The organism is Amycolatopsis sp. CA-161197, assembly GCF_050942255.1.
Classification (GTDB): domain Bacteria; phylum Actinomycetota; class Actinomycetes; order Mycobacteriales; family Pseudonocardiaceae; genus Amycolatopsis.
Map to the genome: position 1 here is coordinate 1,584,525 of NZ_CP192059.1, position 26,306 is coordinate 1,610,830.

Genomic DNA, 26,306 nt, shown 5'->3' on the forward strand with positions numbered 1-26,306 from the left:
CCGTGCCTCTCGTCGGTTTCCCGTCGCCCCACGGTGGACCGGGCGCGTGCGGGAGTCCTCGCCCGTGCGGGATGAGGTGGGCGTCACGTTGGTGAGTTTCGGTCAATGTTTCAAGTGAGACCGTATTGAATGATACTGTCTTGTGAGCCGGAAGAGCGAGGGGAGCGGGTCATGTCCGAAGGGTGCTGCCGGATCGCCGTCGTCTACTACTCCGCGACCGGAACCGTGTTCACACTGGCCGAGGCCGTGCGCGAAGGCGCGGTGGCGGCCGGGGCCCAGGTGCGGCTGCGGCGCGTCGCGGAGATCGCGCCGGCGAGCGCGATCGCCCGCAACCGGGGCTGGCGCGAGCACCTGGCCGCGACCGGCCACGTTCCCGTTGCCACGCACGAAGATCTGCTCTGGGCCGACGGGATCGTGTTCGGCACGCCCGCGCGGTTCGGCAACATCGCGAGCCAGCTCAAGCAGTTCTTCGACACGATGACCGGGCTGTGGGCGCGCGACCTGCTCGTGGACAAGGTCTACAGCGGGTTCACCTCGAGCGCCTCCGCGCACGGCGGGCAGGAGACGACGCTGCTTGCGCTGTATAACTCCGTTTACCACTTCGGCGGCGTGCTGGTGCCGCCCGGCTTCAAGGGCCACGTCGACGACTCGGGTGGAAACCCTTACGGCGCAAGCCACATCACGGGTGAGGACGGCTCGATCGCCGTCGACGAGCCGGCGCTGGCCGCGGCCCGCGCGCAGGGCCACCGCGTGGCGACCATGGCCGCGGCCCTGAAAACCGGCCTCGCGCAGCCCCGGCTCGCGGCCGGGGCTGCGCGTTGAATCAGTCCATCGTCGAGTTCTTCGTCTCCGGCGCCCACAGCAGGGAGACGACCAGGCCACCGACCAGCACCAGCGTGAGGATCAGCATGGTGGGGGAGAAGCCGATGCCGTCGAGGGCCAGGGGCAGCAGGAAGGTGCCGATGGCCGAGCCGACGCGGCTGAGGCCGTTGAGCAGGCCGACGCCGGAGCTGCGCAGGTCGGTGGGGAACAGCTCCGGCGGGTAGACCTGGTCGAGGTTCACGGCGGCCGACATGGTGAATGTGAACACCAGGAACAGCGGGAAGAGCAACGCGGTCGGCGCGTCGGGCCAGATCGCCATCGGCGCCATGGTGGCGATGAGGACCACGAACGACCAGATCGTGAGGCCGCGCCGCGACATCTTCGCCACCAGCCAGAGGCCGCCGAGGCTGCCGGCGAGCAGGAACAGGTTCAGCAGGCCGTCGCTGGTCGTGTCCTCCTCGCCGACGCCCATCTTCAGCAGCACCAGCGGCAGGAACGTGTAGATGGCGAAGTACGGCACCACCTGGGCGTTGTAGAAGATCGTGCCGAACGCCGTGTTGCGCCAGTACTTCTTGCCGAACAGCTCGCGGTAGCGCACGCGCCGCGCCGAGACGTGGTTGCGCACGAGGTCCTCGAACGCCTCGACGTCGCCGCGCAGCCGCCGCACGACCGCCCGGGCCTGGTCGACGCGGCCCTGCGACAGCAGCCACCGTGGCGACTCCGGAACGCCGATGCGCAGCAGCACCACGGCGATCGCGGGGATGGAGCTCGACGCGAGCAGCCAGCGCCACGACTCGCCGCCGAGGCTCACGACGTAGTTGCCGAGGAAGAACGCGGCGACGTAACCGACGGTCCACAACACGGTGAGCGAAGCCAGCAGCCCACCGCGGTACTTGCGGGGCACGAACTCCGCCACGAGGGTCGGCCCGAGTGCGTAGTCGGCGCCGATCCCGATGCCGATCAGCAGTCTCAGGACGAACAGCTGCGTCGGGCTGGTCACGAAGAACTCGGCGGCCGACGCGACGGCGATCAGCAGGAAGTCCACTGTGTACAGACGCTGGCGGCCGATCTTGTCCGCCGCCCAGCCGACGACGATGCTGCCGAGGAAGATCCCGATCAGCGCCGACGCGCCGAGCAGGCCCTCCCACACCGTTCCGAACCCGAGCTGCGACGCGATCAACGGCAGGGCGATGCTGATGATGCCGAGCTCGTAGCCGTCGGAGTAGTTGGCGCAGAAGGTCAGCGCGGTGATGCGGAGGTGGAAGCGGTTGAGCGGGACGTCGTCGAACGCCGTTGCCCCTGCCTCACTCGGGGAGGAAGAGGTCTTGCTCTGCGGCATAGTCTTCGAAACCTTCCAGTCGTTGCCGGGCCAGGGCGCCGGCCGCGTCGGCCATCGCCTCGACCAGCGCCACGGTCAGGGAGGCGACCGCGGCGTGGGAGTCGAACACGAACTCGGAGGCGACGCCGGCGTGCAGCACGTCGTCGGCGAGCGGGGTGAGCGCCGAGACGGGCCGGTCCGTGATCAGGAGGGTGCGCAGGCCGAGTGCACGAGCCTGATCGAGGGCCGCGGCGCTCTCCCGGGGGTAGCGGGGGAGCGCGACGAGGACGAGCGTCCGGGCGCCGCACCGGTGGGCGTGGCGCAGGGCGTCGCCGAAGACGCTGCCGGGGTCCGTGAGCAGGCGGACGTCCGGGTGGATCTTGGTGGCGAGGTAGGCGAACGACGCGGCTTGCGCGGCCGAGACGCGGTAGCCGGCGACGACGAGCGGGACGGAGTCCATGAGCTCCGCGGCGATCGTTCTGAGGCGGGTGTCGTCGGCCAGCTGCGCGCGCAGGGCGGTGAGGTTGCGCAGGTCGGCGTCGATGGCGGCCTGGAACTTGTTGCCACCGCACTCCGGCTCGGGTTCGGCCGCCGCTTCACGCAGGTAGCGGCGGAACCCGGCGTAGCCGTCGAAGCCGAGCAGCGCGACGAATCGCGTGACCGACGGCTGGCTGACCTGCGCGTACTCGGCGAGCTCGCCGCTGGTCAGCGCCGCCGCCTCGGCCGCGTGGTCGGTGAGGTAGCTGGCGATGCGCCGCTGCGCCGGGGTCAGCCGGTGGGCGGTGAGCAGCTCGTGCAGCGACCGGGACAACCGGGCCTCCCGTCCTTGCGTTGTTCGAGAATGAATAGTTTCATGTCACCCTAGGAATGAATGAAAACTTGTCAAGAGGGGTGGCGATGACCGACTCCAGCCGCATCGAGATCAGCGGATCCGGCCTCCGCTGTGCCGACGTGGTCCGTGTGGCTCGTCGCAGCGCGTGGACGGAGCTGGCACCCGACGCCGTGACCGGCGCCGCGGCGAGCTACGAGCTGGCGGTGGAGCTGGGGGCCAAACGCGCGGTGTACGGCCGCACGACCGGCGTCGGCGCGAACCGGCACACGGTCGTCGACCCGGAGTTCGCCGACCACCACGGATTGCGCCTGCTGCGCAGCCACGCCGGCGGCACCGGCGAGCCGCTGGCGGACGAGGTCGTGCGCGCCGTGATGGCGATCCGGCTCAACCAGCTGGCGGCCGGCGGCAGCGGCGTGCACCCGCGGCTGCTGCGGGCGCTGGAGACCGCGCTACGGGTCGGGGCGCTGCCGTTGGTGCACTCGCGCGGCGCCATCGGCACCGGCGACCTGACCGCGTTGGCCGAGGTCGCGTTGACACTGGCCGGCGAACTGCCCTGGGCCGCCGGCGACCTCGACCCGCTGCCGATCAGCCCCGGCGACGCGCTCGCGTTCATCTCCAGCAACGCCGCCACCCTCGCCGAAGCCGTCCTGGCCTGGCACGACCTGCGCCGGCTGCTGTCCGCGTCCCACGTGGTGACGGCGTTGACCTTCTGCGCGCTCGGCGGCTCCGCCGAGGCCTACTCGGCGCGCGTCCACGCCGCCCGCCCCCACCCCGGCGCCGTGTTCTGCGCCGCCGAACTCCGCCGGCTGCTCCTCGAAGGCGACGAGGTCGTGGAGGGCCGCCGCCTGCAGGACCCGTTCGGCCTGCGCGCCTTCCCCCAGGTCCAGGGCCCCGCCCTCGACGCGGCGGCCTCCGTGGAGCGGGTCCTGGACATCGACATCAACGCCGCGGCCGAGAACCCGCTGATCGACGTGGAGACCCAGCAGGCCTACCACCACGGCCAGTTCTCGACGGCCCACGTCGCCCTGGCCTTCGACCACCTGCGCGCCGCGCTGCACCACGTCGCCGAACTCTCCACGGCCCGCCTCGGCGACCTGGTGGAGCCCGATCTGAGCGGCCTGCCCCCTTTTCTCGCCCAGGGCCCCGCCGGCAGCTCCGGAATCATGATCTTGGAATACGTCGCCCACGACGCCCTGGGCACCCTGCGCCACGCCTCGTCCCCCGTGACGCTCGGCACCGCGGTCATCTCCCGCGGCCTGGAGGACCACGCGAGCTTCTCCACGCACGCCGTCCGCAGCACGGTCGCCGCGACCGCCGCCTACCGCACCGTGCTGGCCTGCGAACTCCTCGCCGCCGTGCGCGCCCTGCGCCTCTCCGGGGTCGCCCTGCCGGACACCCCGCTGCGCGAAGCCTTCCGCCTCGCGGAGGGCACCCTGCCGTACCTCGCGGAGGACCACCCGCTGAGCGCGGAGATCAGCTTGGCGGAACGGTTGCTGGATCGGCTCGCGGTGCTGTGACGACTTTCGACGTACGGCTGGCGGCGCTCGCAGGGAGGCTCGGCGCCGACCCCCGTGACCTCGACGACGGGCACGCCCGGTGGGCCGTGTACGCCGAGGCGATCGGGCGGGCCGAGGAGTGGCCGGCGGTCCTGGACCTGATCGCAGACGAGCCGGACCTGCCGATCGCCGCCGCAGTGGTCGTGCGGGCGCTGGAGGTTCTGCCGGACGCTCGACGTGCGGATTTCGTGGCGGCTCTCCCCGAGGGGCGCAGCCGCGAGTACGCGGCCACTCGGGCGCGCGAGCTCGTTGTCCTTGAGACGATGGCCGCGGGCGACGGCCCGGAGTTCGACGTACGACGCTGGACGAATTGGCTGCAACTGCGGGCGGCCACCACGATCAACGCCGAGCAGACCCTCGAAGCCCTGAGTACGAGCGGCGCCACCCGGCGCATCCGGAGTGCGGCGGCGCGGCGACTGCGCGTTGTCCGCCGAGCCGGTTCCTGAGTCCGCGGGCGGCCCGGCCAAGCGTGACGTGAAAAACCTGATCGTTCTCGGGGATCCGGCAGGGCCAGTGTCCGAAAAGGATTTTCCGACCGTCGGGTGGGGATGGTGGGGTGCCCGAACGTCATCACGGGTGGTGGCGTTCTTGAGATGACCTCGGGCGCTGATTAGCCTGGCCGCACCCGAGTCACGTGGACGGCCTCGTCGGGTGCGCGGTGCGGTGTTCCGGGGGACCGGAACGTCGGCGACAAGAGCGGTACGGCGGAGGACGAGCATGGGACTGCGGCGCAGGCGTCAGGCGGGCGCGCTCGTGACCGGCGGAGAGTGCGGCTCGCGGTGAGTGGCAGAGCGGAAGGCGCCGCCCGAGGCCAATCCGGTCAGCCCGGTCAGCCCGACCAAGGGCAACCCGGCCAACCGGGCCAAGTCCAACCCGGCCAACCCGGCCGATCCGGTCGAGCCGACAGCACCGACAGCACCCGTCGGACAGAGCAAGCCGAGCAGACCACGGGCGCCGCTGCACCCACACCTCACCCCGCGATCAGCCGGCGCGAACGTCACCGCCGGGACGACCCGACCGGGCCCGGCACGTCGCGCTGGGCGCGGCAGCCCGGGCTCGGTCTGGCGGGCCTCGTGCCGGTGGTCGTGGTGGCGGTGCTGATCGCCGTGGGGGCCGGGGGCGCGGAGTCGTCGTTGCTGGTGCTGGCGCCGATCGTGACGTTCGCGTTGCCGGTGGTGTCGATGATCGCGTTCTGGTGGGAGGACTGGCCGGGCACGCGGCTCGGGCCGGACTGGGCGGGCTGGGCGGACCTGGCGCTCATCGCGGTGGGCGGGATCGTGCTCACGTTCTTCGGTGAGGCCGTGGTGGGGCACCTGTCGTTCGCGGCGATCTTCGATCCGACGCCCGAAAGGCTCGAGCTGAGCACGTTCCCCGTGACGTTGCCGCTGGCGGGCGCGGCGTTCGTGGTGATGCTGGAGCTGACGCTGGTGAGCGAGCACTGGCCGCTGCGGCTGTGGCTCAAGCCGATCCCCGGCGGGATCTGCGCGGTGGTGCTGTCGTGGGCGGTTGCGATCCTGCTGTACGTGCTGCTGCTCGGCGGAACCCCGTTCCGCGGCGGCGGCCCCGGCCTGATCGATCCCGGTGTGTTCGGCGCGGTGCTCACGTTCATCGGCGTGTGGCAGGTGCTGCTGTTCGTGATGTGGCGCGGCTGGCCGTTCCACTACCTGCGCAAGCAGTGGGTGCGGTTCGTCTGCGCGAACGTCGCGACGATCGGCGCCGGCATCCTCACCTACGTGGTGCTGCGGGAGCTGCCCGTTCCGACGCTGTCCGCGCTCGCCGGCGACTTCGTGGCCGCGGGGCTCGTGGTCGGCATGCTCTTCGAAGACGCCCTGCCCGCGCGCTGGCCCGCGTGGCTCGAACGAACCGTGTCCCTCCTGCTGACGCTGGCCCTGGCTGCGGTGCTGCACGTGGCCCTGCTGGCGCTGGCCGAAGGACTGCACTGGAACCGCGGCACGCCGATCGGCTGGGTCGGCCACGTCACCCTCAACGCCCTCGGCGTGTCCGTGATCCTGCACGTCGCGATCGGCCGCCGCTGGCCCCTCGCGCGCAAGAACTGAGTGCCGCCCGCCTACGTCGAAGCGAGTTTCCGCGTCAGCGCATGGGCTTCGCGCAGCAGCAGCGCGCCCAGCTCGGTGAGCCGGTCCGGCGGGAAGCGGAACTCGACACCCGTCAGCGAAAGCGCCCACGCCGGGGCGCCCGAGCGGCCGAACACCGCGGCCGCCAGGCCCCAGCTGCCTTCGACGACCAGGCCCGGGTTGAGCGAGTAGCCCGTCTCACGGGTGCGCGCGATGCGGGCGCGGAGCTCACCGGCACTGTGCGCCGCGCCCCACATCTGCGTCAGGTCGACGCGGCCGAGGTACTCGTCGATGTCACGGTCGGGCAGGAAGGACAGCACGACGAGCCCCGCCGAGACCACGCCGAGCGGGAAGCGCGCGCCCTCGTACAGGACGAAGGAGCGGATCGGGAAGCTGCCGTCCTCGCGCAGCAGGCACACGGTTTCGTCGCCGCGGCGAGCGGAGAAGAACGCGCTCTCGCCGGTGGCCTCGGCCAGCCGGTGGACGCTCGCGCGGGCGTGTTCGGTCACGTCGTAGCGCTGGGCGGCGACCTCACCGAGCAGGTACAGCTCCGGGCCCAGGTGCCACTGGCCGGTGCGCTGGTCACGGTCCACGAACCCTTCGTCGCCCAACGCGGTGAGCAGGCGGTGCGCGGTCGGGCGAGCCAGTCCGGCGGCGCGGGCGACCTCGGTGGTCGTGGCGCCCTGGCCGTGGGACAGCGCACGCAGCACGGCGGCCGCGCGGCCGACGAGGTGGTCCGGGGCGCTGGTCATGCCCGCAGCTTACGTTCACTGAGTGAACGCCGCCATCGACTGGTGACCGCCGACCGAGCGACCGCAGCGACACCGTTGACCAGGCCCGTTGGCGTGCCCTTGAGTGACCCCGTCCGATCATTCAGTGGACGGGAGGAACACCTTGCCGACGATCCACCCCAGCGCCGCCGAAGCACTCGCGGGCCTGCTCACCGACGGCGCCACCCTCGCCGTGGGCGGGTTCGGCCTGAGCGGCAACCCCACGGACCTCATCGAGGCCGTGCGCGACTCCGGCGTGCGCGACCTGACCGTGGTGTCGAACAACATGGGCGTCGACGGCCAGGGCCTCGGGCTCCTGCTCGAGAACCACCAGGTGTCCAAAGTGGTCGCTTCCTACGTCGGCGAGAACAAGCTCTTCGCCCGCCAGTTCCTCGACGGCGAGCTCGACGTGGAGCTCGTCCCGCAGGGCACTCTCGCCGAACGCCTGCGTGCCGGCGGTTCGGGCATCCCCGCGTTCTACACGCCGACCGGCGTCGGCACCCCGGTGGCCGAAGGCAAGCCCCACGCCGAGTTCGACGGCCGCACCTACGTGCTCGAACGCGGCATCGTCGCCGACGTGTCGCTGGTCCACGCCCACACGGCCGATCGCGCCGGCAACCTCACCTACCGCCTGGCCGCGCGCAACTTCAACCCGCTCGTCGCGGCCTGCGGACGCGTCTGCCTCACCGAAGCCGAGATCCTGCTGGACGGCTTCGTCGAGCCGGAACACGTGATGACCCCGGGTGTGTTCGTCCAACGGCTCGTCCTCGCAAGGAAACGGGAAAAAGCCATCGAGAAACGCACCGTCCGCCCCCAGGAGGTGGCGCACGCATGAGCTGGACCCGCGACGAAATGGCCGCCATCGCCGCCCGCGAACTGCGCGACGGCGACTACGTGAACCTCGGCATCGGCATTCCGACACTGGTCGCCAACCACGTGCCCGACGGCGTCCACGTCACGCTGCAGAGCGAAAACGGCATCCTCGGCCTGGGCCCGTTCCCCGTCGAGGGCGAGGAGGACGCCGACCTCATCAACGCCGGCAAACAGACCGTCACCGTCGCCCGGGGCGCGAGCTTCTTCGACTCGGCCACCTCGTTCGCCATGATCCGCGGCGGCCACATCGACCTGGCGCTGCTGGGCGCGTTGCAGGTCGCCGCCAACGGGGACCTCGCCAACTGGAGCGTGCCCGGCACGCTGGTGAAGGGCATGGGCGGCGCGATGGACCTGGTCGCCGGCACGAAACGCGTGGTGGTGCTGACCGACCACGTCACGAAGGACGGCGAGCCGAAGCTGGTGTCGCGCTGCACCCTCCCGCTGACCGGTGCCGGCGTGGTCGACCGCATCATCACCGACCTCGCCGTCCTCGACGTCACCCCGGACGGCCTGCGCCTGGTGGAAGTGGCGCCGGGGGAGGACGCGGCCGGCGTCCGGGCCCGGACCGGTGCCCCGGTGACGTGAGGGTCCGGGGCCGGCGGCGGCTCAGAAGGCCAGCGACACCGGGTACGCCGCCGCGAGGAGCACGATCGCCACGCCGTTGAGGATCCGGTAGTCGCGCAGGATGCCGATGAACTCGCGGATCGTCGCGCTGGGCACGTAGTACCAGGCGGTGTGGGAGCCGACGACCTGGCCGTTGACGTCGAGGCGGCGCGCCAGCATCGCGGTGCGGAAGGCGTGGAAGTTGTTGGTGATGAGCAGGCAGCGGTAGCCGGGGTTGCGCTCGGTCATCAGCTCGCGGCTGTAGAGCAGGTTCTCGCGCGTGGTCGTGGAGCGGTCCTCCAGCACGATCTCCTCGCGCGGAATGCCTTGGGCCACCAGGTAATCGGCCATCGCCTCGGCTTCCGGCCGCGGCTCGTCGGGACCCTGACCGCCGGACGTGACGAGCGTGGGCGCCGCCCCTTGCGCGACACCCGCGTCGTACAACGCCCGCCCGCGGTCGAGCCGGCTGGCCAGCAGCGGCGGCACCTTGCCCCGGATCAACCGCGACCCGTGCACCACGATGAAGTCCGCGCCCTTCGGCGGCCGCAGCAGGCCGTAGCCCACGGAACACACCACGAACGCGGCGAACGCCAGGCTGAGGTAACCGAGCACAATGGACACACTGATGATCACCACCTCCACCGCGCGCGGCACCGCGTTCTTCCCCAGCACCAGCAACGCCGGCGCGAAGGCGAACATCGCCAGCCCCGCGAGCAGCGACAGCAGGTTCCCCAGCCGCCGCCCCTCGCGGCGCACCATCTGCAGGCCGTTGAGCACCAGGAACGCGGGTAGCAGCACCGCGATCACGAGGAAGAACGCGATCGCCAGCACGTCACCGTCGACCACGTCGTGCACCGCGGGGATGTCCAGCAACGCGAAGACCACGCCGACCGCGACGAACAGCAGTCCCGCCAGCAACAGCACGCCGTTCAGCAACCGCCGCCGCTCGAAGCGGAAGCTGATCGCGAAGCCGGCGAAGAACGGGATCGACGTGAGCAGGTAGGCCACGCTCAGAAGATAAGGCGATCATGGCCGGGTGGGCGGGCTGTGCGGGTTCCCGTTCGAGTGAACCGCGCCGGCCCTGGCTCACCTCCGGCGAGGGTAACCTCAAATCGTGATCCACCATGTCCAAGTGGCCTGCCCGGCCGGAGCGGAGGACGCGCAGCGCGCCTTCTACACCGGGGTGCTCGGCTGGCCCGAGCTGCCGAAACCCCCGCTGCTCGCCCAGCGCGGCGGGTGCTGGTTCCGCGTGCCCGGCGTGGGCGGCCCGGCCGGCGAGCTCCACGTCGGCGTCGAGCGGGACTTCCGCCCCGCGGTCAAGGCCCACCCGGCCTTCGTGACCGACGTGGACGCCACCGCGCGGGCACTGACCGCCGCCGGCCACCGAGTGGCCTGGGCGGACCCGACGGAGATTCCCGGGCAGCGCCGCTTCTACACGTTCGACGCGGTGGGCAACCGCCTGGAGTTCCTGGAAGGCTGACGCGGTGCAGAAAACCGTTGCCGTGGGCGGCGGCGTGGTGCTGGGCGCCGGCACGTACTTGACGCAGCTGACGCCGTTCGGCTGGACGACCAACTCGATCGCCACCTGGTCCGCGCTCGCGTTTCTCGTCGGCTGCGCCGGCGGGCGGCCGTCGTGGCGTGTCGTCGCGGCGGCGGTCGGCTCGCTGCTGCTGGCGCTGGTGGTCTGGTACGGCGTGGCCCAAGCCGTGAACGGCCTCTACTCCGCCGGCGCGCTGGTCACCGCCGGTGTGTGGGCCGTCGGCGCGGTGCTCGCGGGATCGTGTTCGGCCTCGGCGCGGCGTGGTGGCGGCACCGGCCGGACAGCGTGCCCGGCGCCGTCGGCCTCGCGCTGCTGGTCGCGCTCTTCGCGGTCGACGGGCTTTACCGGCTTGTGGTTCTCGGCTCGCCCGGCGACGGCGTGACGATGCTGGTCGTGGCGGCGGTCCTGCTTGCCGTCCTGAGCCGCCGGTCCTGGCGGCCCGCGGCGGCGACCCTGCCGCTCGTGGCAATCGGCGCCGGTGGTTATGCCTTGCTGGGTGCGGCGCTCGGTGGCGTTTCGTAGAACTTCAGGAACATCGCCACCCCCGACTCGATCGCGTCCGGCGAGCCGGGCTGGACGCACAGCGCGTACAGCTGACTCACCGCTGCGGCCGGATCGGGGATGTGGATCCCCGGCAGCGCGCGCACCGCGGTGTCGAGGACGCGGCGCAGCTCGGCGGGCACGCGGCCGAGCCAGGCGGCGGTGTCGTCGGGGAAGCGCTTGGCCTCGGCTTCCAGCACGGAGTGCAGGTTGGCCATCGCGGGTGAGGTGAGCACGTCGACGCACGCTTCGCACAGCTCGCGCAGGTCGAAGTCGCCCGATGAGAGCTTGCGGGCCGCCGCGACGGCCTCGTCGAGCTGCTCGGTGATGACCGTGCGGAAGAGGGCTTCCTTGCTCGTGAAATGGCTGTAGATGGTCACTTTCGACACGCCGGCGCGCTCGGCGATCTCGTCGAGGCTCACTCGGAAGCCGTGCTCGGCGAAGGCGGCGAAGGCCGCGCGCACCACGGCGTCGCGCTTGCCCTGCTGCGGCGCCGGTTCGACCACGGTGACGCGGCGCCCGGCGGTGCCGAACGCGAGGGCGGACATCAGCTCCACCGCGACGTCGTCACTCAGCCCGCCGCGTTCCACGAGCGAGCGCCAGGTGCCGAACTCCAGCGCGTGCCGCGCCGTCGCGCGGGCCGGCTGATCTTCGCCCGCGATGTGCGCGATGCTCTCGAGCAGCGCCCGGTACTCCTCCAGCGAACGCTCGACGACCGGCATGAACTCGGCGTCGCGGGTCAGGTTCGCGAGGAGGTCGGAGCTCTCGCCGTAGTACGCGTACACGGCGCTGAGGGCTTCTTCGAACCGGCACTGCGGTTCTTCGACCTGCCGCCACCGCGCGGGGTCGGGCAGCGGGTGCAGCGACCAGAAGTGCTCCGAGAACGCGGCGAAGAGCTCGTCTTCGGTGGGGAAGTGGCGGTACAGCGTGTTGCGCCGGACGCCGGCGAGCTCGGCCACGGCGGAGATCGTGGTGCGGGCCGGGCCCACGGTGCCGTGCAGCTGCATCGCGGCCTCGATGATGCGCGTGCGGGTCGCCAGCACGTCGTCGGCGCGCTTGCCGAGGTCGTAGTTGCGCGACCGCACTACCTGAGACATCGCTGTTAGTCCAAATCGTTGACTATACCCGCCGGTCCTGGCTGGGTTCCGCATTCACTATACGCAGGTGATCCGCGAAATCCGGCACGAGGAGCAGGTCGTCCGACCGGAACCCGCGATGCTCGACGAGCCGGGCCCGGACGGCCGTCGGATCAGTCCATCACGCGGATCGGCGAACCCGCCTGGAACGCGGCGATGTCCTCCACGGCGTCGCGGTAGAACGTCGTGTACAGCTCCTTCGCGACGTACCCGATGTGCGGCGTGAGGATCGCGTTGTCGAGGCCCCGCAGCGCGTGGTCGGCGGGCAGCGGCTCGAGGTCGAACACGTCGAGCGCGGCGGCCGCGATCACCTTGCGGCGCAGCGCGTCGAGCAGCGCCGCCTCGTCGACGATCGGGCCGCGCGAGGTGTTCACCAGCAGTGCGGACGGCTTCATCCGGGCCAGTTCTCCGGCGCCGATCAGGCCGCGCGTCTGCTTCGAGAGCACCACGTGGATCGACAGCACGTCGGCCTGTTCGAGCAGCTCTTCCCTGCTCACGGCGGTGGCGCCGTGGGCCGTGGCGCGCTCCGGCGTGAGGCTGCGGCTCCACGCGAGGATCTTCATGCCGAACGCCTGGCCGATGCGCGCCACGGCCGACCCGACGTCGCCGAGCCCGAGCACGCCGAGCGTCTTTCCCTGCAGCGTGGTGCCGACGCTGACCTGCCAGCCGCCCTCGCGCGCCGAGCGGAACTCGGCGGGGAGGTTGCGTGCGGCGGCGAGGATCAACGCCCAGGTCAGCTCCACCGTCGAGCGCCCGTCGTAGCCGGTGCCGGACACGACCACGCCGCTCCGCCGGGCTGCCGCGAGGTCGATGGCGGCGTTGCGCTGACCGGTGCTGACCAGCAGTTTCAGGTCCGGCAGGCCGTCCAGTACCTCGGCGGGGAACCGCGTCCGCTCGCGCATCGCGACCACGACGTCGAAGCCGGCCAGGCTCTGCACCACGTCCTCCGGTCCGGTGAACGGCCGGGTGAAGACCCGCACCTCGGCGCCGAGGGAGTCCCAGTCCGCGAAGGTCAACGCGACCTGCTGGTAGTCGTCGAGGATCGCGATCTTCATCGGGCTCTCCTTCATCGAGTTCGGTGCACTGGGGCGTAGCGCTGAGCCTAGATCGACTGTACGGTGCAGTACATGCCCGACGGGATGAGTCCCCTCACACCGGGTGGAGCGCCTCCTCCGCCCTTGTCCGCGACCGCTCTGCTGGCCGCCTTCCGCGCCGGTCACCTGTCGCCGGTCGAGGTGGTCGAAACCCTCGCCCGCCGCACGGCCGAGCAGGAACCGACCCTGAACGCCCTGACCACGGCGAACTTCGACGCCGCAGCACACCAAGCCGGGGAAGCGCAGCGGCGGTGGTCGAGCGGCACCGCGCGGCCGCTCGAAGGCGTCCCCGTGCTCGTCAAGGACCTGATCGACACCGAAGGCCTGCGCACCACGTACGGATCAGCGATGTTCGCCGACCACGTGCCGGCGGCCGACGCCGAGGCGGTGGCCGTCCTTCGCCGCGCCGGTGCCATCGTGCTCGGCAAGACGGCCACGCACGAGTTCGCGTGGGGCGTCACGACCGACAACCCGCACTTCGGCCCGACCCGGAACCCGTGGGACCCCTCGCGCACGCCGGGTGGTTCGAGCGGCGGTTCGGCGGCGGCGCTCGCGGCCGGGTACGCGCCGCTCGCCCTCGGCACCGACACCGCGGGGTCCGTCCGGCTGCCCTCGGCGTTCTGCGGGCTGACGGGTCTGCGGCCGACGTTCGGCGCGGTTCCCGTCACCGGCGTCCGGCCGCTCGCGCCCTCGGCCGACGTGGTGGGCCCGATGGCGCGGACGGTCGAGGACCTCCGTCTGCTGTGGACGGTCCTGGGCCCGGCGTCGCCGCCGAACACCACGACGGTGCGCGTCGGACTGCTGCTGGACGACCCCACTACCCAATCCGCGCGCGTCTGCACGACCATCGCGGATCTGCTGGCGAACGCCGGCTTGCCCGTCGTCGAGCTCGACGCCGGTGCGCTCCCCGCCGCGAACCCGTTGCTGGGCACGACGATCCTCGCCGAAGGCCGCCGCGGCCACCGGTGTGACGGCCTCTGGCCGGACCGGGCGAGCGAGTACGGCGCCGACGTCCGCGAGAGACTCGAACTGGCCGACGCCGCCGACCCCGCCGACTACCTCGATGCGCAGGAAGGCCGCGCGTACGTCCGCTCGACGTGGGCCGAGCTGCTCTCCCGCGTCGACGTCGTCCTCTCGCCCGCCGTCCCGATCGCGCCGCCGCCGATCGACGCCATTCCGGCCGACCTCCGCGCGATCATCCTCCCGGGCATCGCCGCGCAGAGCCTCGCCGGACTGCCCTCCCTCGTCGTCCGCGGCGGTTTCGACCCCGCCGGACTGCCCGTCGGCGTCCAGCTCACCGCCGCGCCGTGGCGGGAAGAACTGCTGCTGGACACGGGCGAACTCGTGCAACGGCTGACCGGGCCCGTGCAGGACCGGTGGCCGGAACTCGTGAACACCACAGAAAAGGAGAGCCCGAATGTCGTACCTCAACGGTAGCCACCACATCACGATGTCGGTGGCCGGAGCGCAGGAGGACGTCGATTTCCACGTGAACGTCCTCGGCCTCCGCCTGATCAAGCGGACCGTGCTGTTCGACGGCAAGATTCCGATCTACCACCTCTACTACAGCAACGCCGACGGCGACCCGAGCGCGGTGCTCACCACGTTCCCGTTCGGCCAGGCCGGGATCAACGGCCGCCGCGGCACGAACCAGGCGCGTGAGGTGCTGCTCGCCGTCCCGTCTGGCTCGCTGAACTACTGGGCCGACCGGCTCAAGGACCGCGCGGCCGACGTGCACGACGCCACCGTGTTCGACCGTCGACGCGTGTTGTTCCGCCACCCGTGCGGCATCGAGTATCAGCTCGTGGAGGTCGAAAACGACCCACGGCGCGGCTTCACCGGCGGCGGGGTGCCGCAGGAGTACGCGATCCACGGCATTTACGGCGTCGGCGTGCACGTGACCGGGCCGGACACCGCCGTCGAGTTCGCCGCCAACCACCTCGGCGCGCGCGAAGGCCTCAGCGAAGGCGACCGGTTCGCGCTGGAGGCGGGCCGATCCGGCCTCGGCGGCGCGGTCGAGCTCGTGGTCAACCGCACCGACGGCCCGGGCACGTGGATCTACGGCGCCGGCACCATCCACCACTTCGCGTGGAACGCCGACAACCTCAAGAACCAGGACGAGCTGAAGTTCGAGATCGAGGGCGCCGGCTACACCGACCTGTCGGAGCTGCGGGACCGCAAGTACTTCAAGTCCATCTACGTCCGGTCCCCGGGCGGCGCGCTGTTCGAGCTCGCCGTGACGCACAACGAGGGCGGCTGGGACTGCGATGAGTCACCGCAGGAGCTGGGTAAGCGCTTCCAGCTGCCCGAGCAGTTCGAGTCCCGCCGCGACGAGATCCTCGGCCGGCTCGAACCGATCGACATCTGACGGACGCCGGGGCCGGGCCCGCGCCCGGCCCCGGGCCGCTCACTCGTGGTGGCGGGTCGCGGCCTCGTCGACCTCACGCCAGATGGCCGGTGCCGTCGGCCTGCGGATCTCCTCCAGCACGTGGCCGACGAGGCCGACGGCCCGCGCCATCACGCCGATGCCCCGCGCGGCGCGCCAGTCGATGCCCAGCCGCGATGCGATGGCGCCGATCGCGCCGGTGACGTTGACCGGGAGCTCCTTGCCCAGCGCGATTCCCGCCTGGCGCGCGACTTCCCGGATCAACGCGACCTCCGGCCCGGTGAGGCCGGCCTCGTCGAGCAGCGTGAACAGGCGTTCCGCCCGCGGGTCGAGCGGCTTGTGGATCGGGTGGCCGATGCCGGGGATGAGCGTCTTCGCGGCGACGAACCGGTCCACGATCGCGCCCGCCTCCGCCGCGAGATCGCCGTCGAGGTCGGCCTCCTGCACGTACCGCGCGGCCCCTTCGATGGAGCCCACGAACGTCGTCCCGAGCCCCAGCAGGCCGGCCGCGACCGCGCTCTGCAGGGAATCCGGTGCGCCGTAGTGCGTCAGCCGCGAGGCGATGGCGCTCGGGGTCATGCCGTGTTCGACCAGGCTGACGGTGAGTGCGTTGAACACAGTGGACTCACCCGGGGTCGGCAGACGGCCCGTGAGCTCCAGGAAGCCCATGTCGCCCAGGTTGACCTTGCCGACGAGGTCGTCGACCAGGTCGTGGCCGAACACCGTGATGCTCTTCGCCGTGCTCCAGCTGATGTCGGAGCGGAACTCCGGTGAATCACCCAACATGCGTGTTCCTCCCTTCGACGCTCAGGCTCGCTTCTCGAGCTCGCCGCGGACGACCTTCCCGGACGCGTTGCGCGGCAACGTCTCCGGCGCCACGAACCGGATCTCACGCGGCCGCTTGTACTTCGCCAGCCGTTCGCCGCAGAGCTCGATCAGCTCTTCCGCCGACACGGCCGTGTCGCCGGACCGGGCCACGAACGCGACCGGCACCTCACCCCACGTCGGGTCGGCGCGGCGGACGACCACGGCTTCGAGCACCTCGGGGTGGCGCAGCAGGGCGCGCTCGATCTCGGCGGGGTAGATGTTCTCGCCACCGCTCTTGATCAGGTACTTCGCGCGGTCGACGAAGTCCAGCGTGCCGTCGGGGTTGCGCACGAACACGTCGCCGAGGTGGAACCAGCCGCCGCGGAAGTCGTGCGCGGTGGTGGCCGGGTCGTTCCAGTAGCCGCTGAACACTGTGGGCCCGCGCATGCAGATCTCGCCCGGTTCGCCGTCGGCGACGTCGTGGTCGTCGGGGTCGACCAGCCGGATTTCGCAGTAGCCACTCTGCACTTTGGACAGTGACGCCGGTTCCACGCCGACCGCGAGCGCGTCGCCCGAAGCCGGCGGGCACCCGGTTTCGGTGGTGCCGAAGGTGTTCGCGAACGGCGCGTCGAGCAGCGCGGTGATCTCGGCGATCTCGTCCGGCCCGATGAGGTCCGGCATCACCCCGCACAGGCGCACCCCGGCCGGCGTGATCTGCTTGTCCCGCAGGACGTCCGCGAAGCGCCGGACGGTGCCGGGCATGAGCAGCAGCCAGCCGAGCCGTTCGGTGGCCACGACGTGGGCGAGCTCGGCCGCGTCGAACCCGTCGACGACCACGACCTTGCCGCCGCTGATGAGCGTGCTCACCGAGTTGTCGAACGCGCCCATGTGGCTCAGCGGCGACCAGGCGACGAACGCGTCGTCACCCGCGAGGCCGTACTCCGCGCGCGTGGCGGAGCTGCGCGCGATCTCGGCGCGGTGGCTGATGGCCGCGCCTTTCGGCACGCCCGTGGTGCCGCTGGTGTAGATGATGATCAGGACGTCTTCCGGCTGCGCCGCCGACGGCTCGGCCCACGGGGTTGTCGCCGCGACTTCAGCTTCGAAAGCCTCGCCCAGCAGCAGCCGCCGGCGGGAACCCAGTGGCGCGGCGAACTTCTCGTCGGCTCGCGGTGAGGTCACCAGCACCGTGGGTTCGACGAGGTCGAGGCAGGCCACGAGCTCGTCGGCGCCCGCCCGCAGGCCGGGGCACGCGACGATCGCGCCCAGCAGCGCCACGGCGAGCGTGATCTCCAGGTACTCGGTGCGGTTCTCCGAAACCAGCGCCACCCGGTCGCCGCGCCGCACCCCCCGGCTCGCCAGCAGCGCGGCGATCCGGCGGCTGCGCTCGGCCAGCTCGCCGTAGGTCACCTGCCGCTCGCCGGATTGCAGCGCGACGCGGCCGGGGTGCGTCCGGGCGCGGTCTTCGAAGAGCGTGCCCACCGTGCTGGCTGCGGCGTCGAGCACGAGGTTTCCCGTTGTCATGCGCGGTTCCCGTTCAGATCAGGGCCGAACCGGTGCGGCCGGACTCGGTGACGACGTCTTCGGCTTCGTGGTGCGGGCGCACCAGCAGCACTCCGACGATGCCGATCAAGCTCGTCAGCGCCATCCAGCCGGCGATCGCCCACGGGCTGCCGTGCAGCCAGCCCAGCAGCGCCGTGGCGATCAGCGGCGCGAGGCCACCACCCACCACGGTGCCGCCTTCCCGGCCGACGGAGATGGCGCTGTAGCGGCTGCGCGTGCTGAACAGCCCGGCGAAGTACCCGGCCTGGATGGCGTCGGTCGCCGCGCCCGCCCCCGCGATCCCGACCGTCACGGCGATGATCACCGGTGCGACGCCCTTGCTGTCCACCAGCAGGAAGAACGGGAACGCGAACACCGCCTGGAAGAGCAGGGCCACGATCATCACGCGGCCGAAGCCGAAGCGGTCGCCGAGGTGGCCGTAGACCGGGCAGAGCACGCACGCGACCGCGGCGCCGATGACCGTCGCCCACAGGATCTGCGACTTGCCGAGCCCGAGCTGCGTGGTCGCGTAGGTGAGGATGAAGACGGAGACGATGTTGAACGTCGCGTTCTGGCCGACGCGCATCAGGAAGATCGCGAGCATGTTGCGCGGCTGCTTGAACGCCTTGATCAGCGGCGCGCGTTCCTGCTCGCCGGCCTGCTTGATGCGGGCGAACTCGCGCGTCTCCGGCAGGCCCTTGCGGACCCACAGGCCCACGCCGACGAGGATGACGCTGAGCAGGAACGGGATGCGCCAGGCCCAGGACAGCAGCTGGTGGTTGTCCACCAGCGCGCCGATCACGACGTAGACGACCGACGCGAGGATCAGGCCCGCGAACACCGCGCTGGACAGGAACCCGCCCCAGAACCCGGGCCGGCTGCTGCCGTTCTCCTTGGTCAGCAGCGCGGCGCCGCCCCACTCGCCGCCGGTGCCGATGCCCTGCACGATCCGCAGCACCACCAGCAGGATCGGGGCCAGTGCGCCGATCTGCCCGTACGTGGGCAGCAGGCCGACGGCCAGCGTCGCCAGTCCCATGGCCAGCAGCGTGATGACCAGCGCGTTCTTGCGTCCGATGCGGTCCCCGACGTGCCCGAAGATCGCTCCGCCGAGCGGCCGGGCGACGAACCCGGTGGCGAACGTGGCGAACGACAGCAGCGAGCCGTTGAGCGAGCTGGCCGACGGGAAGAACAGGCTCGGGAAGATCAACGCGGACGCCGTGCCGTAGAGGAAGAAGTCGTACCACTCGACCACGGTGCCGAACGTCGCCGCGATGGTCGCTCGTCTGGTCAGGTGTGCCGACTGTTCGTTGGTGCGCACGCCGAGCCTCCTCGTTGAGCCGGAGCAGTGCTAGAATTTCGCCTAGCGAATATTTTTCCGCTAGGCGGTAAACGGAGATTAGGAAGGGCATCGCGACGATGTCAAGCGCGGACAAGGAACAGTTCGTCACCTCGCTGGCCAGGGGATTGACGGTGCTGCGGGCGTTCGGGCCCGATCAGCCCGAAATGTCCCTGAGCCAGGTCGCCGCGGCCACGGGCCTCAGTCCGGCCGCCGCGCGCCGCTTCCTGCTCACCCTCGTGGAGCTCGGCTACCTCGCTCAGGTGGACAAGCGGTTCGTCCTCACACCCCGCGTGCTGGAGCTCTCGGCGGGCTACACGCGCGCGATGAACCTGAGCAGCCTCGCGCAGCCGCTGCTGCAACGCGTCCGCGACGAGACCGGCGACAGCGTTTCCCTGACGGCCTTGGCAGGCACGGACATCCTCCACGTCTGCCACGCGCAGACCGATCGCTTGATGCGCTTCGCCATCACTCCGGGAGCTCGGGTGCCGGCTTACGTCAGCGCGTCGGGCCGCGCGATCCTGGCGAACGAACGCCCGGCCGTCGTCGACGCTTTTTTCGCCGCCGCCACGCTCGCCCCGCGAACGGCCTCCACGATCACCTCCGCCGAGGCTTTGCGCGATTCGCTGGCCCAGGCCCGCCAGGACGGTTACGCGGTCGTCGTCGACGAGCTCGACGTCGGCATCACCGCACTGGGCTGCCCGGTCTTCGGCGGCTCGGTGGTCGCGGGCGTCAGTTGTTCCACGGTTTCCGGCTATCTTCCGGTGCCGGAGTTCGTGGCCACGCGGCTGCCGTTGCTGAAAGAGCTCGCCGCGCGGCTGGGGGAGGCGTTCGAGCGCTTTCCGGCGTTGCTGCACTCATTCGAAATGCAGTGAGCGGCGCGTTGAAAGGTTGAGCCGGAACGCCGATTTCCCCTGCCTGGCCCAGCACTTTCGTCGGTCTTTGTCCACGGCCGGCCCGGGCCTAGTACTTTCGGCCAGGGGGACCCCGCCGAATGGTGTAGGCCATCCCGGGGGTCTTCGGGTGATGCCCGTTTCGGGGCCTGAGTCCGTCCTAAGGTGATCTTGATTCTCGATCTTGATCCCGGGTCTTTTCTCAGGAGGGGAACACCTGTGCCCAAACTTCCACGCACGCTCAGCAGAACTCTGGCCGCGGCGGGCACGCTGTGCGCGCTCACGGTGGCCACGGCCGTGCCGGCGTTCGCGGCCGAGCCGGCGCCGTCGACGGTCGAGCAGGACGTGACGCAGCTGTACCAGAACGTCGTGGACCTGTACAACGGCATTCCCGCGAGTGCGCGGGCCGGCGTCGACTCGTTGATCGACTCGCCGATCGACCACATCGGCCGGAAGCAGACCAACGCGAAGCAGAAGCCGGCCGCGGACTGCACCGAGGGTGCGCTGCTCACGTATGCGAACCAGCTCGCCTCGCAGCTCACGCCGGTCGAGGGGCAGGCCTTCGACGCGCTTTCCGCGCTCGGTCAGCTCTACGCGCAGGGCGTCGCCACCGACAAGCAGCCGCAGGTGTTCGGCACCGACGGGCAGTACACGTCGCGCGCCACCTCGGCCATTTCGAAGCTGCGCGGGTTCTGGGACATCGAGAGCTGGAACGTGCAGCTCGTCGCCTGGAAGGGCACCGACCTCGGCAGCCCCACCAAGATGGCGCAGACCTTCGGCCTCGGCCTCGCGCCGGCGCGCGTGAAGGACGCGGCCGCGCTCGCGAACAAGGTGCTTTTCGAGCTTCCGGTGCTGCAGGGCGGCCGCAACCCGCTGCTGACGCTCAACGCGTTTTCCGCGCCCGCCGACAGTTTCGGCGGCAAGCGCGTGATGCTCGGCGACGGCATCCTCGACACCACCAACCTGCTCGGCTTCGACGACGTCGCGGTGGAAGCCGTGCTCGGCCACGAATACGGCCACCAGGTCGACTTCGCCCACGACAACTTCCCGCGCAACGAGTCCGGCGAGATGGGCCCCGACGCGTACGGCGGCTACTTCGTCGCGCACGCCAAGGGTGAGGCGTGGGACGCCCGCACCCAGCAGGAAGTGACCTACCTCAACGCTTCCATCGGCGACTGCCAGCACAGCCACGGCACCCCGGACCAGCGCAAGGCCGCCGGCGCGTGGGGCGAGAAGCAGGCCACGAGCCAGGCCAACCCGAACAAGATCGTCCCCTCCGCGACGATGATCACCAAGTTCCAGAAGGAATACCCGAAGCTCGTCCCGCCGGCCACCGACCAGTCCCAGCTGGCCGCGGCGCACAGCTGATCTCTTGACGCAGCGGGCCGCCTCCGTTCACCGGGGGTGGCCCGCCACGGCGTAGCGCAGGTGCGTGACGTCCCGATCGGTCAGCTGCCGAACCTGCCGCAGCTCGACGCGCGTGTCGTCGAACAGCCGCCGCCCACCGCCCAGCACCACCGGGACGAGGTGGATCTCCAGCTCGTCCAGCAAACCCGCGCGCAGCAACGCCTGCGCCGCGCCCGCGCCGTGCACCAGCACCGCGCGCCCACCCGCAGCGGCCCGCGCCTCGGCCACGCACGCGCCGACGTCGGTGAAGAACCGCGCGCTGCCGGGCGGCCGGTCGTCCGGATCGACGTGGTGGGTCAGGACGTTGATCGCCACGCCGTCGTGGTGATCGCCTTGCCACCGCCCGGCCAGCTCGAACGTCCGCCGCCCCGAGATCACCGCGCCGGTCGCCATGGCCTCCTGGAAGATCCGGCCGCTGGGACCGTCGCCGTGGCGGTCGTCGAGCCAGTTGAACAGCCGCCCGCCGCCTTCCCCGAGCTCCTGCCCGGGCCGGTCGTCGGGCCCGGTGATGAACCCGTCGAGCGACATCGACATGTACAGCCGGATGGGACCGTTCGCGTCGTGGGCCATGTGCTTTCTCCTCGCGTTGCCGGTGTGGTCACGAGTACGTCGAACGGCGTTTCCCGGAATCGACACCCGCGCCCTGCGAGAATGAGGTGAGCCCCGACGTCGAAAGAGGCCGCATGCGCGACGAACCCGTTCTGCGGATCGAGGACCACCGCACGGTGGGCGAGCTCGAGGTGGACTTCCCGGTCGCCCACGAGTTCGTGATCGAGGTGTTCGACGATCCGAGCGCGGGCGGGTCGGGAATCCGGTTCGTGGACCGGGGTCTCGAGACGCAGATCGACTTCCCGTGGTGGAGCCCGATCGAGCAGGACCTGAGCACGTGGACGCGCGCGCCGATGGGCACTCCGAGAAGGCCGTTCCACGACGCCGACCAGAGCTGGCAGGTGCTGATCTGGCGAGCCGGCGACTGGGTCTTCGTGATGCAGGGCAACGGCGAAAACGAGTTTCACACCTGGCTCAAGGTGAGGACCGTGCGGTACCTGGCCGAGTGGGACGGGGTCCTGATTCAGCTCCCACACAGCTGAATCCCAGCAAAATTCTGCGTTGGACTCGCTGACCCGGCCCGGCGAATACTCAAGCGCATGGACACCGAGACCACGGACCTCGTCCGTCTGCTGCGGCGGTTCGGCGTGCGCGCGCTGGCGTTGGCGGCAGTCGCGGGGCTCGTGGGTTACCCGACGGTGGCCATGGCGCTCGGGCTCGTCGGGTGCGCGCTGCTGTTCGCCAGGCCCAGGGTCAGGGTCACGAGAGCAGGTGCGCCAGAAGGGCCCGCGCGGCCGGGTTCGTCGGAGCCGGACCCCGGCCCGCCAGGTGGATCGCGCGGCTGAAGGTGGGCTGTTCGATCCGGGCGAACGGCAGGCCGGAGCGCTCGGCCACCGGCTCCGGCACGATGCTGACACCGAGCCCGGCGGCGATGAGTTCCACCAGCAACGGCATGTGCGTGGCTTCGCAGACGCGGTTCTGCCGCAGGCCCGCGTCGGCGAAGCGGCGCGCGACCATGGCCTGGATCCCGCTGCCGCTGAAGTCCAGGAACGGCTCGTCGTCGAGCTCGGCGAGGCGGACGCGGCGGCGCCGGCCGAGGCGGTGACCGGGGTGGCAGAGCAGCACCAGCTGCTGGCTCCACTGCGCGAAGCTGCTCAGCTCGTCGGTCAACGGCTCCTCGCCCGCGAGGAACGACAGGTCCAGCTCACCGCTGGCGACCGCGGCCACCAGATCGGGCACCAGTCCCTCGCGCACGTGGATGCGCACGCCCGGGTACCGCGTGCGGAACACCCCGAGCTTGGCCGGCAGGTCGATCACCGTGAGCGTCTGGATGGTCCCGATCGACACGCGCCCGCTCGCCAGCCCCGCGACGGCCGCCACCTCGCCGCGCGCGGCCACCACGTCGGCGACGATCCGGTGCGCCGCCGGCACCAGCGCGCGCCCGGCCTCGGTCAGCTCGACCCGCCGCGTGGTCCGCTCGAACAGCGACGTGCCCAGCTCGCCCTCGAGCTTGCGGATCGACGCGCTCAGCGCCGACTGCACCACGTGCACCTCCTGCGCGGCCGCGGTGAAACTCCCGCACCGCACCACCGCGAGGAAGTGCTCGACCTGCCTCAGCTCCATTCAGCGATCCTAGTGCTGAATCAGCGAGTAATGATCACCATATGTCCGTGCGGCAGAGGAATAACTTCCGCGCTGTTCGCCGCGCCGTCAATCCCGGGTTTCGGGCATCGGCGCAGGTAGTGTCCTTCGCCGGGGACAGGGAGGCGGGATGGCTCGGCCCAGCAAGGCAGTGATCAGACGGCGAAGAACGGTGCTCGCGCTGAGCGTGGCGCTGGCCTTGACGTTGGTGGCGCTGCTGGTCTTCGACGACGCCCCCGCCCAGGAAGGCGGCGGCGCGAGCGCGCCGGCGGCCGCGCTGCCGGCGCAATGGCTGCACAAGCTGAGACCGGGGGAGAAACCCCCGCAGTTCGTCCTGTTTTCCTTCGACGGCGCCGGATCCCACGAGCACTGGCAGCGGGTCCTCCCGCTGGCCAAGTCCGTGAACGCCCATTTGAGCGGTTTCCTCTCCGGCATCTACCTGCTGACCAACGACCAACGTGACCAGTACCAAGGTCCCGGCCACCGCCCCGGCAAGGCGTCCATCGGGTTCGGCGGGTCGGACGCGGACGTGCGCACGCTCGTCGCCGACCTCAACACCGCTGTGGCCCAGGCGCAGGAAATCGGCACGCACTACAACGGTCACTTCTGCACCGGCGCCGAACCCAGCGTCGGCCATTGGACGACCGCCGCGTGGAGCGACGAGCTGGCGCAGTTCTTCCAGTTCGTCGACCAGGCGCGCGCTCAGCGCGGCCTGAACGTCGACCCGGCCACGATCCGCGGCGGCCGCACACCGTGTCTCGAAGGCGACTGGAAACAGGCCTTGCCCGCGATGCGTGAAGCGGGCCTGCGCTACGACTCCAGCCAGTCGTCCGAGGGCGTGCGCTGGCCCGAGCAGCTCGACGGCATCTGGGAGTTCTGGATGCCGTACGTGAAAGTGCCCGCGCTGAACAAAAAAGTGATCATGATGGACTACAACCTGTGGTTCCAGTTCAACCACGCTCGCGACGACGCCACGCGCACCGCCGAGTTCCGCGCGGACACGCTGGCCACCTACCGCGGCGCGTACCAGGCGGCGTTCGCCGGGAACCGCGCACCGCTGGTCGTGGCCAACCACTTCAACGACTGGGCCGGCGGCGCGTTCGCGAAGGCGACCGAAGACTTCATGGGGGAGGTCTGCACCAAGCCGGAAACCGTCTGCGCCACCTACAGCGAAGTGATCCGGTGGCTGGAACTTCAGGACCCGGCCGTGCTCGGCCGGCTGCAGGAGGCGCCGCCCGCGCAACCGTGAAGGTACCCACGTCGGGGTGTGGCCGGCCCACCGGCGCGTCGTCACGGTGGAGCCATGACGATCTCACTGCAGGACAAGGTCGCTCTGGTCACCGGGGGATCCCGCGGTGTCGGCCGGGGCATCGCGCTGCGGCTCGCGCGAGACGGCGCCGACATCGCGTTCAGCTACGTCAACTCTAAGGACCAAGCCGAATCCCTGGTGGATGAGCTGACCGCGCTGGGCGTGCGCGCCAAGGCGTTCCGCGCCGACGCGGCCAGCGCGAGCGAGGCGGTCGGGCTGGTGGAGGACACCGTCGCCGAGTTCGGCCGGCTGGACGTCCTGGTGCACAACGCCGCGATCCTCGTCACCGGCCGCCTCGACGACCCCGACCGTGACGACTCGGCCCACCACCGCCAGTTCGCGGTCAACACGCACGCCGTGGCCGCAGCCACCCGTGCGGCCGCCGCCCACCTCGGCGAGGGCGGGCGGATCATCCTGATCAGCTCGATCGGCGCGATCCAGACCGGCGGCAACCCGGGCTACGGCGACTACACCGCCACGAAGGCGGCCATCGAGGCTTACGCCCGCTCCTGGACGCACGAGTTCGGCCCGCGCGGCATCACGGTCAACGTCGTCCAGCTCGGCCCCACCGGCACCGACATGCTGCCGCTCGACCACACCGCCCTCGCCCAGACGGTCCCCTTGCGCCGCATCGGCAAGCCGGAGGACGCCGCCGCCGCGGTGGCCTTCCTCGCGAGCGCCGAAGCGAACCACGTCTCCGGCGCCACCCTCCGCGTCGACGGTGGCCTGAGCGCCTGAGCTTTTCCCGGGAAACTCGCCCGTCCGGCACCGACCGGGCGGGCGAATTCTCTACGCGGGTTCGCGAGCCGCGGTGCCGAACGGATTGTCGATCACGAACCGCCAGCGGCCGTCGGCGCCTCGGCGCACGATGTCGGTGGACACCCCGGAAACGTCCGAGCCTTCGAGGCGCCAGTCGAGCGCGAACATCGCGACCTCGCCGGCTACGAACGCGTGGCGCACTTCGCAGTTCATGGGCAGCTTCCGCTCGAGGAACACGGCGAGCTGTTCGCGGATCGCCGGCCAACCGCTCACCGTGGTTCCCGGGTTGGTCACGAACACGGCTTCGGGCGCGTAGAGGTCTTCCATCGCGTCGACGTCGCCGGAGTTGAAACGGGCGAGCAGCGCATCGGGAATGCCTTCGGCTGACGTGGGCAGGGGAAACGAGGAGGCCACGGGGAGAGCTCCGTTCGGGGCGACGCCGATTTTGATGGCACACGAGTGTTCGATGGAATCAGACGGTAGCCCTCCGCGTACTCTCTGGTCAATATCACTGCACAAGG

Annotated in this window: 26 protein-coding genes and 1 pseudogene; 15 read left to right on the forward strand and 12 right to left on the reverse strand. The window is 70.8% G+C overall.

Going from position 1 to position 26,306, the window contains the following annotated elements; translation table 11 throughout:
* The first annotated feature begins 171 nt into the window (after positions 1-171).
* Positions 172-822 (forward strand): NAD(P)H:quinone oxidoreductase, encoded by a 651-nt coding sequence (wrbA, locus tag ACQPXB_RS07790; RefSeq protein WP_432850426.1) that lies wholly within the window; start codon positions 172-174, stop codon positions 820-822.
* A 1-nt stretch (position 823) separates the two neighbouring features.
* On the opposite strand, the gene ACQPXB_RS07795 is transcribed toward wrbA, so the two are convergent.
* Together ACQPXB_RS07795 and ACQPXB_RS07800 are read right to left on the reverse strand one after the other, a co-directional pair.
* Positions 824-2,161 carry an MFS transporter gene (locus ACQPXB_RS07795; protein WP_432850428.1) on the reverse strand — a complete coding sequence of 446 codons (1,338 nt, stop codon included), beginning with the start codon at positions 2,159-2,161 and terminating at the stop codon, positions 824-826.
* Positions 2,127-2,951, reverse strand: coding sequence for a MurR/RpiR family transcriptional regulator (locus ACQPXB_RS07800; protein WP_432850430.1), 825 nt, complete (start codon positions 2,949-2,951; stop codon positions 2,127-2,129). Before ACQPXB_RS07800 ends, ACQPXB_RS07795 begins: the two co-directional genes overlap by 35 nt.
* 86 nt (positions 2,952-3,037) lie before the next feature.
* On the opposite strand from ACQPXB_RS07800, the gene ACQPXB_RS07805 reads away from it, so the two are divergent.
* The 3 genes from ACQPXB_RS07805 to ACQPXB_RS07815 all read left to right on the forward strand — a co-directional run bounded on the left by ACQPXB_RS07805 (position 3,038) and on the right by ACQPXB_RS07815 (position 6,585).
* Entirely contained in the window at positions 3,038-4,489 is a 1,452-nt protein-coding gene (locus ACQPXB_RS07805) for an aromatic amino acid ammonia-lyase (RefSeq protein WP_432850432.1), read from the forward strand.
* Positions 4,486-4,974, forward strand: coding sequence for a hypothetical protein (locus ACQPXB_RS07810; protein WP_366578905.1), 489 nt, complete (start codon positions 4,486-4,488; stop codon positions 4,972-4,974). Before ACQPXB_RS07805 ends, ACQPXB_RS07810 begins: the two co-directional genes overlap by 4 nt.
* Before the next feature lie 627 nt (positions 4,975-5,601).
* Positions 5,602-6,585: a hypothetical protein gene (locus tag ACQPXB_RS07815; RefSeq protein WP_366578907.1), complete on the forward strand. Its 984-nt coding sequence runs from the start codon at positions 5,602-5,604 to the stop codon at positions 6,583-6,585.
* A gap of 11 nt (positions 6,586-6,596) precedes the next feature.
* Here ACQPXB_RS07815 and ACQPXB_RS07820 read toward each other — a convergent pair whose 3' ends face one another.
* Positions 6,597-7,355: an IclR family transcriptional regulator gene (locus tag ACQPXB_RS07820; protein WP_432850435.1), complete on the reverse strand. Its 759-nt coding sequence runs from the start codon at positions 7,353-7,355 to the stop codon at positions 6,597-6,599.
* Positions 7,356-7,497: 142 nt separating this feature from the next.
* Between ACQPXB_RS07820 and ACQPXB_RS07825 the strand changes: the two genes are divergently transcribed.
* Together ACQPXB_RS07825 and ACQPXB_RS07830 are read left to right on the forward strand one after the other, a co-directional pair.
* The gene (locus ACQPXB_RS07825) at positions 7,498-8,208 is read left to right on the forward strand and encodes a CoA transferase subunit A (RefSeq protein WP_432856488.1); all 711 of its coding nucleotides are present in this window, start codon (positions 7,498-7,500) and stop codon (positions 8,206-8,208) included.
* Positions 8,205-8,831 carry a CoA transferase subunit B gene (locus ACQPXB_RS07830; RefSeq protein WP_432850437.1) on the forward strand — a complete coding sequence of 209 codons (627 nt, stop codon included), beginning with the start codon at positions 8,205-8,207 and terminating at the stop codon, positions 8,829-8,831. Before ACQPXB_RS07825 ends, ACQPXB_RS07830 begins: the two co-directional genes overlap by 4 nt.
* 21 nt (positions 8,832-8,852) lie before the next feature.
* On the opposite strand, the gene ACQPXB_RS07835 is transcribed toward ACQPXB_RS07830, so the two are convergent.
* The gene (locus ACQPXB_RS07835) at positions 8,853-9,857 is read right to left on the reverse strand and encodes a YdcF family protein (RefSeq protein ID WP_432850439.1); all 1,005 of its coding nucleotides are present in this window, start codon (positions 9,855-9,857) and stop codon (positions 8,853-8,855) included.
* A gap of 106 nt (positions 9,858-9,963) precedes the next feature.
* Here ACQPXB_RS07835 and ACQPXB_RS07840 point away from each other — a divergent pair, with 106 nt between their 5' ends.
* The gene (locus ACQPXB_RS07840) at positions 9,964-10,329 is read left to right on the forward strand and encodes a glyoxalase (protein ID WP_366578913.1); all 366 of its coding nucleotides are present in this window, start codon (positions 9,964-9,966) and stop codon (positions 10,327-10,329) included.
* Positions 10,330-10,366: 37 nt separating this feature from the next.
* Positions 10,367-10,911 (forward strand): annotated as a pseudogene (locus tag ACQPXB_RS07845) (DUF6518 family protein).
* Here ACQPXB_RS07845 and ACQPXB_RS07850 read toward each other — a convergent pair.
* Entirely contained in the window at positions 10,872-12,026 is a 1,155-nt protein-coding gene (locus ACQPXB_RS07850; RefSeq protein WP_432850441.1) for a TetR/AcrR family transcriptional regulator, read from the reverse strand. The pseudogene ACQPXB_RS07845 and the gene ACQPXB_RS07850 overlap by 40 nt on opposite strands.
* Before the next feature lie 152 nt (positions 12,027-12,178).
* Positions 12,179-13,120, reverse strand: a complete 942-nt coding sequence (locus ACQPXB_RS07855; protein ID WP_432850443.1) for a D-2-hydroxyacid dehydrogenase family protein — start codon at positions 13,118-13,120, stop codon at positions 12,179-12,181.
* A gap of 123 nt (positions 13,121-13,243) precedes the next feature.
* On the opposite strand from ACQPXB_RS07855, the gene ACQPXB_RS07860 reads away from it, so the two are divergent.
* Positions 13,244-14,596, forward strand: coding sequence for an amidase (locus ACQPXB_RS07860; protein ID WP_432850445.1), 1,353 nt, complete (start codon positions 13,244-13,246; stop codon positions 14,594-14,596).
* Positions 14,577-15,527 (forward strand): ring-cleaving dioxygenase, encoded by a 951-nt coding sequence (locus tag ACQPXB_RS07865; protein WP_366578922.1) that lies wholly within the window; start codon positions 14,577-14,579, stop codon positions 15,525-15,527. Before ACQPXB_RS07860 ends, ACQPXB_RS07865 begins: the two co-directional genes overlap by 20 nt.
* A 39-nt stretch (positions 15,528-15,566) precedes the next feature.
* Here the strand turns inward: ACQPXB_RS07865 and ACQPXB_RS07870 are convergent, their stop codons facing one another.
* The 3 genes from ACQPXB_RS07870 to ACQPXB_RS07880 are packed head-to-tail and all read right to left on the reverse strand — an operon-like array spanning position 15,567 to position 19,209.
* On the reverse strand, positions 15,567-16,331 hold the full coding sequence (locus ACQPXB_RS07870; protein WP_366578924.1) for a citryl-CoA lyase: 765 nt from the start codon (positions 16,329-16,331) through the stop codon (positions 15,567-15,569).
* Positions 16,332-16,352: 21 nt separating this feature from the next.
* Positions 16,353-17,873: a class I adenylate-forming enzyme family protein gene (locus ACQPXB_RS07875; RefSeq protein ID WP_432850447.1), complete on the reverse strand. Its 1,521-nt coding sequence runs from the start codon at positions 17,871-17,873 to the stop codon at positions 16,353-16,355.
* A gap of 13 nt (positions 17,874-17,886) precedes the next feature.
* Complete coding sequence (locus tag ACQPXB_RS07880) at positions 17,887-19,209, reverse strand: MFS transporter (RefSeq protein ID WP_432850449.1); 1,323 nt, start codon at positions 19,207-19,209, stop codon at positions 17,887-17,889.
* Between the two features lie 98 nt (positions 19,210-19,307).
* Between ACQPXB_RS07880 and ACQPXB_RS07885 the strand changes: the two genes are divergently transcribed.
* The gene (locus ACQPXB_RS07885; RefSeq protein WP_366578930.1) at positions 19,308-20,102 is read left to right on the forward strand and encodes an IclR family transcriptional regulator domain-containing protein; all 795 of its coding nucleotides are present in this window, start codon (positions 19,308-19,310) and stop codon (positions 20,100-20,102) included.
* Between the two features lie 237 nt (positions 20,103-20,339).
* Positions 20,340-21,488 (forward strand): hypothetical protein, encoded by a 1,149-nt coding sequence (locus ACQPXB_RS07890; protein WP_366578932.1) that lies wholly within the window; start codon positions 20,340-20,342, stop codon positions 21,486-21,488.
* A gap of 27 nt (positions 21,489-21,515) precedes the next feature.
* Here ACQPXB_RS07890 and ACQPXB_RS07895 read toward each other — a convergent pair whose 3' ends face one another.
* Positions 21,516-22,097 carry a dihydrofolate reductase family protein gene (locus tag ACQPXB_RS07895; protein ID WP_366578934.1) on the reverse strand — a complete coding sequence of 194 codons (582 nt, stop codon included), beginning with the start codon at positions 22,095-22,097 and terminating at the stop codon, positions 21,516-21,518.
* A 113-nt stretch (positions 22,098-22,210) separates the two neighbouring features.
* Here ACQPXB_RS07895 and ACQPXB_RS07900 point away from each other — a divergent pair, with 113 nt between their 5' ends.
* Positions 22,211-22,618 carry a hypothetical protein gene (locus tag ACQPXB_RS07900; protein WP_366578936.1) on the forward strand — a complete coding sequence of 136 codons (408 nt, stop codon included), beginning with the start codon at positions 22,211-22,213 and terminating at the stop codon, positions 22,616-22,618.
* Between the two features lie 217 nt (positions 22,619-22,835).
* Here the strand turns inward: ACQPXB_RS07900 and ACQPXB_RS07905 are convergent, their stop codons facing one another.
* Positions 22,836-23,699, reverse strand: a complete 864-nt coding sequence (locus ACQPXB_RS07905; RefSeq protein ID WP_432850453.1) for a LysR family transcriptional regulator — start codon at positions 23,697-23,699, stop codon at positions 22,836-22,838.
* Between the two features lie 148 nt (positions 23,700-23,847).
* Between ACQPXB_RS07905 and ACQPXB_RS07910 the strand changes: the two genes are divergently transcribed.
* Positions 23,848-24,966: a polysaccharide deacetylase gene (locus ACQPXB_RS07910; protein ID WP_432850455.1), complete on the forward strand. Its 1,119-nt coding sequence runs from the start codon at positions 23,848-23,850 to the stop codon at positions 24,964-24,966.
* 54 nt (positions 24,967-25,020) lie between these two features.
* Complete coding sequence (locus ACQPXB_RS07915) at positions 25,021-25,764, forward strand: SDR family oxidoreductase (RefSeq protein ID WP_432850456.1); 744 nt, start codon at positions 25,021-25,023, stop codon at positions 25,762-25,764.
* A 51-nt stretch (positions 25,765-25,815) separates the two neighbouring features.
* Here the strand turns inward: ACQPXB_RS07915 and ACQPXB_RS07920 are convergent, their stop codons facing one another.
* Complete coding sequence (locus ACQPXB_RS07920; protein WP_432850457.1) at positions 25,816-26,199, reverse strand: YybH family protein; 384 nt, start codon at positions 26,197-26,199, stop codon at positions 25,816-25,818.
* Positions 26,200-26,306: the final 107 nt, after the last annotated feature.

Excerpts from the sequence above, each read along its gene's own strand:
- wrbA (WP_432850426.1), top strand. The coding sequence starts at position 172 with ATGTCCGAAGGGTGCTGCCGGATCGCCGTCGTCTACTACTCCGCGACC.
- ACQPXB_RS07795 (WP_432850428.1), bottom strand. The coding sequence starts at position 2,161 with ATGCCGCAGAGCAAGACCTCTTCCTCCCCGAGTGAGGCAGGGGCAACG.
- ACQPXB_RS07805 (WP_432850432.1), top strand. The coding sequence starts at position 3,038 with ATGACCGACTCCAGCCGCATCGAGATCAGCGGATCCGGCCTCCGCTGT.
- ACQPXB_RS07820 (WP_432850435.1), bottom strand. The coding sequence starts at position 7,355 with ATGACCAGCGCCCCGGACCACCTCGTCGGCCGCGCGGCCGCCGTGCTG.
- ACQPXB_RS07830 (WP_432850437.1), top strand. The coding sequence starts at position 8,205 with ATGAGCTGGACCCGCGACGAAATGGCCGCCATCGCCGCCCGCGAACTG.
- ACQPXB_RS07850 (WP_432850441.1), bottom strand. The coding sequence starts at position 12,026 with ATGTCTCAGGTAGTGCGGTCGCGCAACTACGACCTCGGCAAGCGCGCC.
- ACQPXB_RS07855 (WP_432850443.1), bottom strand. The coding sequence starts at position 13,120 with ATGAAGATCGCGATCCTCGACGACTACCAGCAGGTCGCGTTGACCTTC.
- ACQPXB_RS07865 (WP_366578922.1), top strand. The coding sequence starts at position 14,577 with ATGTCGTACCTCAACGGTAGCCACCACATCACGATGTCGGTGGCCGGA.
- ACQPXB_RS07870 (WP_366578924.1), bottom strand. The coding sequence starts at position 16,331 with ATGTTGGGTGATTCACCGGAGTTCCGCTCCGACATCAGCTGGAGCACG.
- ACQPXB_RS07875 (WP_432850447.1), bottom strand. The coding sequence starts at position 17,873 with ATGACAACGGGAAACCTCGTGCTCGACGCCGCAGCCAGCACGGTGGGC.
- ACQPXB_RS07885 (WP_366578930.1), top strand. The coding sequence starts at position 19,308 with ATGTCAAGCGCGGACAAGGAACAGTTCGTCACCTCGCTGGCCAGGGGA.
- ACQPXB_RS07895 (WP_366578934.1), bottom strand. The coding sequence starts at position 22,097 with ATGGCCCACGACGCGAACGGTCCCATCCGGCTGTACATGTCGATGTCG.
- ACQPXB_RS07900 (WP_366578936.1), top strand. The coding sequence starts at position 22,211 with ATGCGCGACGAACCCGTTCTGCGGATCGAGGACCACCGCACGGTGGGC.
- ACQPXB_RS07905 (WP_432850453.1), bottom strand. The coding sequence starts at position 23,699 with ATGGAGCTGAGGCAGGTCGAGCACTTCCTCGCGGTGGTGCGGTGCGGG.
- ACQPXB_RS07910 (WP_432850455.1), top strand. The coding sequence starts at position 23,848 with ATGGCTCGGCCCAGCAAGGCAGTGATCAGACGGCGAAGAACGGTGCTC.
- ACQPXB_RS07915 (WP_432850456.1), top strand. The coding sequence starts at position 25,021 with ATGACGATCTCACTGCAGGACAAGGTCGCTCTGGTCACCGGGGGATCC.